Origin of the sequence: Flavobacterium sp., assembly GCF_020217025.1 — a bacterium.
Taxonomy (GTDB): Bacteria; Bacteroidota; Bacteroidia; order Flavobacteriales; family Flavobacteriaceae; genus Flavobacterium.
Genome location: NZ_JAIWOF010000057.1, coordinates 1 through 10,000, shown reverse-complemented (window position 1 = coordinate 10,000; position 10,000 = coordinate 1). Strand labels below are relative to the sequence as shown.

Genomic DNA, 10,000 nt, shown 5'->3' with positions numbered 1-10,000 from the left:
TTCCGCCTAATTCTAAAACGCACTTTTTTAAATGTTTTCCAGCTTCTGTAGCAACTGCGATTCCGGCTTGTTCGCTTCCGGTTAATGAAACGGCTTTAATGATTGGATTTGCGATGATATTCGCTACTTCGCTACTTGGAATTGGTAAATCTTGATAACAACCTTTTGGAAAACCCGCTTGCTCGAATATTTTCTGAATTAATTCGGCTGATTTTGGAACATTACTTGCGTGTTTAACCACAACAGTATTTCCGGCAATAAGTGTTGGAACCGCAAATCGAAATACTTGCCAAAACGGAAAATTCCATGGCATTACGCCTAAAATGACTCCTAAAGGTTCGTAGGTAACAAAACTTTCAGAAGCTTCGGTTTTTATGTTTTTTGTAGCTAAAAAAGATTCGGCATTTTCATAATAGTAATTACATAAAAGCGCACATTTTTCAACCTCAGCAATAGCTTGCGAAATGGGTTTGTGCATTTCAGTAGTGATGCAGGCTGCGTATTCCTCTTTATTTTCTATAAGTAGTTTAGCTAATTGAGGCAGAAAAGAAATTCGATTTTGAATGCTTAAATTACACCATGAAAGCTGTGTGTTTTCTGAAACTTTTAAAAGATGTTGCATGCTGAAAGGTTTTTGTAAAAATACTAATTTTAATTGAAAACGAGGTTCGCGTTAGGGATTACCTCACCCAGTTTTAGCTTTAGTTGAGTTCGGTGAATTTCATTTGTAGTGGAAATCCTTTGTTTGTAAAATTGCCCAATTTTATAAACAAAGATTATAACGGAAAGCCCGACCCTTGTGGGAACGCCCAAATTAAAAAAGGAAATGATATCTTTGTACGGTATTTTACAACGTAAATAAAATGGAAGATTGTTTTGAAACCTTAATTTCGAGTTATTTGGATTCGAAAGTAGGCATTGTAGAACATTTTGTATCGGAAGAATTGGCGCAACACTTGGTTAAGAGATTGTTTGAATTGAAAGAACAAAATTTATTAAAAGCTGCCGGAATAGGAAATGCGGCAAAACTGACTCAAAATTCGGCAATACGAAGCGATGCGATTTATTGGTTAGATAGAGCAAACAACAACGAACATGAAAATGCTTTTTTAGATCAAGTAGATGCTTTTGTATCGTATTTGAACCGCAGCTGTTATACTGGAATTACAGGTTATGAATTTCATTTTGCCTTGTTTGATAAAGGTAGTTTTTACAGAAAACATTTAGACCAATTCCAAGATAATTCGAGCCGACAGTTTTCGATGATTACCTACTTGAACGAAAATTGGCAACCTGAAGATGGTGGCGAATTATGCATTTATGATGGCGATGTGACTCAAAAAATAGCGCCTACCAATAGAAAAACAGTGTTCTTTAAAAGTAATGAATTGGTTCATGAAGTTTTGGAAAGCCACAAACCTCGATTGAGTGTTACAGGTTGGTTGAGACGAGATTAGAAATAAAAAAACCGATACAAATTGTATCGGTTTTTTATTGCTCCCCCTCTTGGGCTCGAACCAAGGACCCTCTGATTAACAGTCAGATGCTCTAACCAACTGAGCTAAGGAGGAATCACCTCAAAGGTTTATGTTTTGCTAAAAAGTTGCTCCCCCTCTTGGGCTCGAACCAAGGACCCTCTGATTAACAGTCAGATGCTCTAACCAACTGAGCTAAGGAGGAAGGTATTTATCTTTTTAGCGAGTGCAAATATAAACTGATTTTTTGTTATCGCAAATTATTTTATTGAAAAAATTACAAAAGTTTATCTACCACTAATTGGTAAATATCTTTTCCGAAAGTTAAAGCCATTAAGGTCAACAAGATAATCATTCCAGCGGTTTGAACATAACCTGCTGCTTTGTCTGATAATTTTTTCCCCGTAATCATTTCAACTATTGTAAATAAAGCGTGTCCTCCATCTAATCCAGGTATTGGTAACAAGTTCATAAAGGCTAATCCGATTGAGAATAAAGCGGTAAAATTCCAAATGAATTCCCAATCCCAGGTATCTGGTAAACGACGTGCAATTCCGATTGGACTTTGAACATGTTTGTAAGCTTCTGTTTTAGGACGTAATATTAATTTGAACTGTTTTACATTGTAAACCAATAATGCCCAAGATTCTTTGACTGCAGCTGGAACTGCTTGTCCAAAAGACAATTGATTATTTACTTCGTAATCTGATTTATCTAAGGGTTTATTAAAGAACCCTAATTTCCCTTCTTTATCTACCTTGGCTTTTAAAGTTAATACTTCGGTACCTCTTAAAATAGATAAGGAAATACTATCATTTTTATGTTTAGAAATATTTTCTTTATATTCATCATAATAATTGAAGAATGTTCCGTTTACTGCTTTTATTTTATCCCCTTTTTTTAATCCTGCGATTTCAGCTTGCGATTTTGGAACTACAGAATCTACTACTGATCCTAAAAAACGAGGCCCAACAAACTCTTTCCCTTCTTTACTGATGATTTCACCTTTCATTTCATCGGTTAAAATCACATCTACTTTTTGACCATTACGTTCTACCTCAACTTTATCACCAAGTAAAACATCTAATGTCAATCGGTTAAAACTTGGTTGGTGTTTTCCATCTACTGAAAGAATTTTATCGCCATTTCTAAATCCTGCTTTCTGACCTACTTCACCAAATGCTAATCCGTTTTCTTGAATTTTTTCAGTAGCAATGAATTTCTGTCCAACAGTTGCATACATAATGGTAAAAATCAACCAAGCCAAGATTACATTCACGATAATTCCACCCAACATAATAATCAAACGTTGCCAAGCTGGTTTTGAACGGAATTCCCAAGGTTCTGCAGGAGCATTCATTTGTTCTGTATCCATACTTTCGTCAATCATTCCTGAAAGTTTTACATAACCTCCTAATGGTAACCATCCGATTCCCCATTCTGTTTCACCAATTTTCTTTTTCACTAAAGAAAAACCAGCATCCATAAACAAGTAAAATTTCTCTACTCGTACTTTGAACATTTTAGCCGTTATGTAGTGACCAAATTCGTGAAGAATTACTAAAACTGATAATATGAATAATATTTGTGCTACTTGAATCATTTTTATGCATTTATTTAAACGACAAAAGTAAGGTTTTCACCTTACTTTTCATCATTATTTTATTTTGGAACTATTTTTTTATAAAATTTTTATGAATTGCACCTTCTGAAGTGGTGATTTTCATAACATGCATTCCCGAACTTAAATTGTCAATTCTGAAATCTGCTGTTTGATGTGTTGCCAATAATTGCCCCAACGTATTATAAATTTCTACTTTTTCTAATTGGGTAGTCGTAGGCATCATAATGTGTAATTCATCATTTGCTGGATTTGGGTAAACTGAAATTGTTTGCTCTAATTCAAAAGATGCATTTGCTAATGTTACCACATTATTTTTAGAAATAATATGTTTGTTAGGATCAAATGTTACTCCAGCCACAACAAACGGAACTGGCACTACAAATTCTTGATTATTAACTGTGTTGTTTACAACCACATCATGATTTATACCTCCAGCACTTGTTAGTCTAATTTCTAAAGGCATTTCAAAAAAAGAAACTGACGCATGCGACTGTGTTTGACTTACTGTAATTTTTGCCTGACCAGCACCCCAATTTTGAGCCGTAATGGTATATGTAGGATAGCCTTGCATGTAAAGCCAATCGTTGAAAAACTCCGTCAAACTTGAACCATATACATTTTCTAAATGTGATTTTAAATCTCCAGTCAACGCATAACCATAAGCTAGTGAAGAATCTGCTAAGTAATTTTTTAACGCCTGAAAAAATGCAACATCACCTAATTTCCATCGCAACATATGCGTTACCATAGACCCTTTATCATATGTTAATCTAGAAGAAAATATTCTATTTACGTTTGTTAAATCAGAATCTTGAAGATAGACATATCCTGTAGTTTGTGAAGTAATAGAATTTATTTTATTAGTTTTCCATGTCACAAATGGAGTAGCTCCGTCTAAATTTTCAACTACTAATCCAGACATATATTCTGTAAGTCCCTCATTTAACCAAATGTCTTTCCAAGAACCGCATGTGATTTTATCGCCAAACCATTGATGTGCCATTTCATGAGCTATTAAACTTCTTCCGAAACTCCCCATAAAAGAAACCGTTGTATGCTCCATTCCGCCACCCCAACCAAATTGAGCATGTCCGTATTTTTCATTTCTAAATGGATATGGCTCCAATAAAGATTCGTATAAATTTATAATTGTTGGAGTAGTTCCTAATTGTGTTGCAGAAGTTGCAGAAGCATAACTTTCAGGATATAAATAATTCACAATAGGAAAATAAGGACTTGCAACAGTTCCTAATCCTCCTTGCTGATTATAAATTTGATAGTTTGTAACGGCAATAGCAATTAAATAAGCTGGAATTGGGTAATTATGATGGAAATGGGTTGTTTTATTTGCTCCAGATACGGTTTGAGAAACCTCTATCCCGTTAGAAACACTAACATAAGCAGATGGTGCAGTAATATAAACATCTATTGCATTTACTTTATCATTCAAATCTTGTTTACAAGGCCACCAATCTCTTGCTCCGTAGGGTTCAGAAAGTGTAAAAATCACTGGAGTACCACTATGAGTTCCTCTAGTAAATGCCCCTTCTGCTTGAGGCGGAGAACCTGCATACGTAATTACAACTGTTGCAGAATTACCCGAAACTAAAGTTGCAGGTAAATTAATATTCAACTCGTAATTGCTTTGACTAAAAGTTAGACTAGAACTATTCATTGTTACTGAACTCACTACTAAAGCAGTTGCCATATCAAAAGTCACAACATTCATATCGCTTAATGCAGTAAAAGTTGTAGTAACTATTCCACTTATGTATGGGGTGGTATTATTCGGATCTACATTAAATCGCAACTCATGATAACTAATATCATAATTTTGAGTATTGGGGTTGGCTCTAAAATTTATGGTTGCTGAAGCAGACTTCATTTCTGCTTCTACCATTCTATCAAATTCAGAATTATCCGTTTGGGCAAAACCGATAACTCCAAATAAGAGTAATAAACTTAAAGTAATTTTTTTCATTTTTTGTAGGTTATAAAATTTTGGGGGAACTTTTATGTAATTTTACTTTATTAAAAACCAATAGAATTAAGCTTAAAATTATCAATTTACATAAAAATCAAGCGAATATACAACAATATCTTCGTTTTAATACTACTTTTTGTAAGAATTTCATCAATTCATAAAAACATATAAGTGAAATCGTTTTTTATGTATTATCTGAATCCAATTTCTTAAATTTGCATCCTTAAAATCCTATATATTATGTTACAGATAGCGTACATTAGAGAAAACAAAGACGAAGTAGTAAAACGATTAGCTAAGAAAAACTTAGATGCTAAAAGTGCAATCGAAGAAGTAATTGCATTGGACGAGAAAAGAAGAGCAACTCAAGTTGAATTAGACACTATCAAATCCGAGTCGAACAAGCTATCCAAAGACATTGGAGATTTAATGAAAAGTGGCGAAAAAGCAAAAGCTGAAATCTTAAAAGAAAAATCAGTTCAACTTCGTGAAAAAGACAAAGAATTAACCGAAGTTTTAAACACGTATGCCGCTAAATTACAAGAAGAATTATACAAATTACCTAATTTACCAGCCGACATTGTTCCAGAAGGGAAAACACCTGAAGAAAACTTAAACGTTTTTCAAGAAGGTGAAATTCCGAAATTACACGAAGGTGCTTTACCACACTGGGAATTAGCTAAAAAATACGATTTAATTGATTTTGAATTAGGCGTTAAAATCACAGGCGCAGGTTTCCCAGTTTACAAAGGAAAATGTGCTAAATTACAACGCGCTTTAATCACTTATTTCCTTGATAAAAACACCGATGCTGGTTACTTAGAATACCAAGTTCCTCATATGGTTAACGAAGCTTCTGGTTTTGGAACTGGTCAATTACCTGACAAAGAAGGACAAATGTACCATGTTGGTGTTGATGATTTATATTTAATTCCAACAGCTGAAGTTCCAGTAACCAATATCTTTAGAGATGTGTTGTTAAACGAAAATGATTTACCAGTTCTTTGCACAGGTTATACGCCATGCTTCCGTCGCGAAGCAGGTTCTTATGGTGCTCACGTTCGTGGATTAAATCGTTTACACCAATTTGACAAAGTAGAAATTGTTCGCATTGAACATCCTGATAAATCTTACGAAGCATTAGATGGAATGGTGGAACACGTAAAAGGAATTTTACAAGAATTGAAATTACCATACCGAATTCTAAGATTATGTGGTGGTGATATGAGTTTTGCTTCTGCTTTAACGTATGATTTTGAAGTGTATTCAACAGCACAAGAGCGTTGGTTAGAAATTAGTTCGGTTTCTAATTTTGAAACTTTCCAAGCAAATCGTTTAAAATTACGTTTCAAAGACAAAGAAGGTAAAAACCAATTGGCACACACGTTGAACGGAAGTTCATTAGCATTACCAAGAGTATTAGCTGGAATTTTAGAGAACTATCAAACGCCTGAAGGCATCGTGGTTCCTGAAGTTTTAAGAAAATATACAGGATTTGATATCATTAACTAAACGTTAATCTTTATAAAATAATGTACTAATTTGACGCTAAAAAGTGTTACTTTAGTACATTATTTGTTTTATTTATGTTGCAAAAAATAGCTTTTTTCATTTTGTTTTTGTCCTCGTTTTGGGTTTCGGCACAGAATGAGCAATTGGCATTGGACTATTTTGATAAAGGCGAGTTTCAAAAAGCACTTACTCTATTTGAAGAAATTTCGACCAAACAACCTTCGAATTATTTCTTCTTTCAAAAAGTAGTAGAATGTTACCAACAATTGCAACAATATGACAAAGCAGAAAACGCCATTACCAAAAGAAAAGACAAATACAACCAACCTTTACTATTAGTTGAACTTGGTTACAATTACCAACTTCAAAAAAATACGGATAAAGCAGAAAAAAATTACGAATTAGCCATTCAAGAAATTGAAAAAGAGCCAAATTATGCTTACCAAATTGCCAATTCATTCGAGAAAAAAGTATTGTTGCCTTGGGCATTAAAAGCGTATGAAACCGCACAAAAGAAAAACCCAAATCTAAATTTCGATTATCAAACTGCAATGATTCAAGGGCAATTAGGTAATTTGGAATTGATGCTAAATAAATTATTAGATTATGGTTTCAACACTCCTGACGGAACTCCGATGGTTCAAAATCAGCTGAATCGTTATTTAATGGACGATTCCGATGGTTCTTTTGCAGCCACTATTCGAAAAAACTTATTGCTAAGAACTCAAAAGTCGCAAGATGTATATTGGAACCAATTTTTGAGTTGGTTTTTTGTCCAACAAAAAGAATACGGAAAAGCGTTTATTCAAGAGAAAGCAGTTTACAAAAGAAATCCTGATTCATTCATAAATATTGTTACCCTTGCTAAAATGGCAATGGAAGAAAAACAATATGAAGATGCGAAAACGATTCTAAGTTTTGTTTTAGAAAATACACAAAACTTAGATTTACAAATGCAAGCGCATCATTTTCTAATTTCTATGGAAATGGAATCAGCAACTTCAAAAGACTATCCTGCTATTGATTTAAAACTTCAAGAGTTGTTGAAAAAATATGGCATTAGTCCGTATTCAATAGACTTGCAAATTCTCTCGGCTCACTTTAAAACGTTTTATTTGAATCAATCGAAATTAGGAATTGAATTGTTGCAAAACACCTTGAAACTTCCATTAAATGTGAGAGAACAATCTGAAGTTAAAATGGAATTGGCGGATATTATGGTGTATGATGAAAAATTCAATCAAGCCATTTTGTATTATGCACAAGTAGAAGACAATTTAAAAAATGATGTTTTAGCTCACGAAGCTAGTCTGAAATTAGCAAAAGCCAACTTCTATAAAAAAGATTTCGATTGGACGTTGCAACAAGTGAAAGTTTTGAAACAATCGCCAAGTCTGTTAATCGCAAATGATGCGATTGAAATGTTTTTGCTAATCCAAGACAATTCGGCCGAAGACAGTTTGCGAGTAGCACTTCAAGCCTATTCAACAGCGGATTTAAAATTGTATCAGAATAAAAACGAAGAAGCACTCCAACTCTTTTTAGCCATTTTGCAAAAACACAAAGGAGAAAGTATCGAAGAAGGAACCTTGTTCAAAGTCGGGAAAATTTATGAAGAAAAAGGAGATTTCAACAAAGCCTTAACGTATTTTCAAAACATATTAGACAATCACAAAGACGGAATTTATAAGGATGAAGCTTTATTCTTCTCGGCAGAAATTTATAGAAAACATCTTTTAGACAACGAAAAAGCAAAAGCATTGTACGAAAAAGTAGTTTTAGAACATCCCGATAGTTTGTATTATACCGAAAGCAGAAAACAATATAGAACCTTGCGAGGTGATTCGACGATTTAGAGAAAAAAAATAAGCAAGAGAAAAGATATTAATTAAACGATTAAATAAGAATAATGATTATATACAACGTAACGATAAACGTAGACGAAAGCATTCATTCCGCTTGGTTAAAGTGGATGCAAAACAAACATATTAACGATGTTTTAGCGACTGGTTTATTTACCAATGCTAAAATGGTTCGCGTTTTGGTTGAAGAAGAAATGGGAGGAACAACCTACGCTGTTCAATATTTTACAGATTCTAGAGCAAAATTAGAAGATTATTATAAAAATCACGCGCCAAGATTACGCCAAGAAGGTTTAGAGCTTTTTGCGGATAAAATGTTAGCTTTTAGAACAGAATTAGAGGTGATGGAAGAATTCTACGGAGAAACAAATTAAAATGGAAAAAGTAACCGCAAAAAAACACTTAGGACAACATTTTCTAAAAGACGAAAGCATCGCAAAGGATATTGCCGACACACTTTCGCTAGAAGGCTATTCTAAAATTTTAGAAATTGGTCCAGGAATGGGTGTTTTAACCAAATATTTATTAGACAAACCAACCGAAACCTTTGTAATTGAAATCGATAAAGAATCGGTGGAATATTTGGGCGTTCATTATCCAAAATTGGAAAATCATATTATTTCGAAAGACTTTTTAAAATACAATTTAAACGAAGTTTTGAATGGCGAACCATTTGCTATTATTGGCAATTTCCCCTACAATATTTCGACACAAATTGTTTTCAAGACCTTAGAAATGCGCGATCAAATTCCAGAATTTGCTGGGATGTTTCAAAAAGAAGTAGCTGAAAGAATTTGCGAGAAAAAAGGAAGCAAAACCTACGGAATTTTATCGGTTTTAACCCAAGCTTTTTATGAAGCAGAGTATTTATTTACAGTTCCGCCAAGTGTTTTTAATCCGCCACCAAAAGTAGATTCAGGTGTGTTACGACTGAGAAGAAAAGCCGATTATTCGTTACCATGTGATGAAAAATTATTCTTCCGAGTAGTAAAAACTGCTTTTCAACAAAGAAGAAAAACCTTGCGAAACAGCTTAAAAACATTCAATTTCTCTGATAATTTAAAATTAGACACTATCTTTGACCTCCGTCCGGAACAATTGACGGTGGAACAATTTATAGATATTACCCAAAAAATAGCAGCCGATGGAGTTTAAAATCAGCAGAGAGTTTCTATCTGAAATAGAACAACTTATAAGTGAAAACAAGTCGCAAGAATTACTTTTGCTTCTTGAAGATATTCACTTTGCTGATATTGCCGAAATCATGGAAGAACTCGATGATTATGGCGCTGGTTATATTTTTAACACATTAGATTCTGAAAAAACAGCCGAGATTCTGTTAGAATTAGACGAAGAAGTTCGTGAAAAAATCTTAAAAAACCTTTCCCCAAAAGAAATTGCAGAAGAGCTTGACGAATTAAGTACCGACGACGCTGCCGACATTATTGCCGAATTACCTCAGTACAAAAAAGAACAAGTAATTTCGGAATTAGAAGACGTTGAACACGCCAAAGACATTGTAGATTTATTACGTTACGATGAA

General features: G+C 33.8%; 8 protein-coding genes, 2 tRNA genes and 1 pseudogene. 6 read left to right on the top strand and 5 right to left on the bottom strand.

Going from position 1 to position 10,000, the window contains the following annotated elements; all coding sequences use genetic code 11:
• The coding region (locus tag LDL23_RS02670; RefSeq protein WP_291264329.1) for an aldehyde dehydrogenase family protein at nt 1-622 on the bottom strand (622 nt) is incomplete at its 3' end.
• 241 nt (nt 623-863) lie between these two features.
• Here LDL23_RS02670 and LDL23_RS02665 point away from each other — a divergent pair.
• The gene (locus LDL23_RS02665) at nt 864-1,457 is read left to right on the top strand and encodes a 2OG-Fe(II) oxygenase (RefSeq protein ID WP_291264328.1); all 594 of its coding nucleotides are present in this window, start codon (nt 864-866) and stop codon (nt 1,455-1,457) included.
• 40 nt (nt 1,458-1,497) lie between these two features.
• Here LDL23_RS02665 and LDL23_RS02660 read toward each other — a convergent pair.
• The 4 genes from LDL23_RS02660 to LDL23_RS02645 form a co-directional block, all read right to left on the bottom strand.
• Nucleotides 1,498-1,571, bottom strand: a tRNA-Asn gene (locus LDL23_RS02660).
• A gap of 35 nt (nt 1,572-1,606) precedes the next feature.
• Nucleotides 1,607-1,680 (bottom strand) — tRNA-Asn (locus LDL23_RS02655).
• A gap of 72 nt (nt 1,681-1,752) precedes the next feature.
• Complete coding sequence (gene rseP / locus LDL23_RS02650) at nt 1,753-3,078, bottom strand: RIP metalloprotease RseP (RefSeq protein WP_291264327.1); 1,326 nt, start codon at nt 3,076-3,078, stop codon at nt 1,753-1,755.
• Nucleotides 3,079-3,148: 70 nt separating this feature from the next.
• Nucleotides 3,149-5,080, bottom strand: coding sequence for a M1 family aminopeptidase (locus tag LDL23_RS02645; RefSeq protein ID WP_291264326.1), 1,932 nt, complete (start codon nt 5,078-5,080; stop codon nt 3,149-3,151).
• A gap of 243 nt (nt 5,081-5,323) precedes the next feature.
• Between LDL23_RS02645 and serS the strand changes: the two genes are divergently transcribed.
• From serS to LDL23_RS02620, 5 genes and pseudogenes are all read left to right on the top strand, one after another.
• On the top strand, nt 5,324-6,595 hold the full coding sequence (gene serS / locus LDL23_RS02640; protein WP_291264325.1) for a serine--tRNA ligase: 1,272 nt from the start codon (nt 5,324-5,326) through the stop codon (nt 6,593-6,595).
• 74 nt (nt 6,596-6,669) lie between these two features.
• Nucleotides 6,670-8,451, top strand: coding sequence for a tetratricopeptide repeat protein (locus tag LDL23_RS02635; protein ID WP_291264324.1), 1,782 nt, complete (start codon nt 6,670-6,672; stop codon nt 8,449-8,451).
• A 53-nt stretch (nt 8,452-8,504) separates the two neighbouring features.
• Nucleotides 8,505-8,831 (top strand): DUF4286 family protein, encoded by a 327-nt coding sequence (locus tag LDL23_RS02630; RefSeq protein ID WP_291264323.1) that lies wholly within the window; start codon nt 8,505-8,507, stop codon nt 8,829-8,831.
• Between the two features lies 1 nt (nt 8,832).
• Nucleotides 8,833-9,612 (top strand): 16S rRNA (adenine(1518)-N(6)/adenine(1519)-N(6))-dimethyltransferase RsmA, encoded by a 780-nt coding sequence (rsmA, locus tag LDL23_RS02625; RefSeq protein ID WP_291264322.1) that lies wholly within the window; start codon nt 8,833-8,835, stop codon nt 9,610-9,612.
• Nucleotides 9,602-10,000, top strand: a pseudogene (locus tag LDL23_RS02620) (magnesium transporter); the annotation flags it as partial. The gene rsmA and the pseudogene LDL23_RS02620, both read left to right, overlap by 11 nt.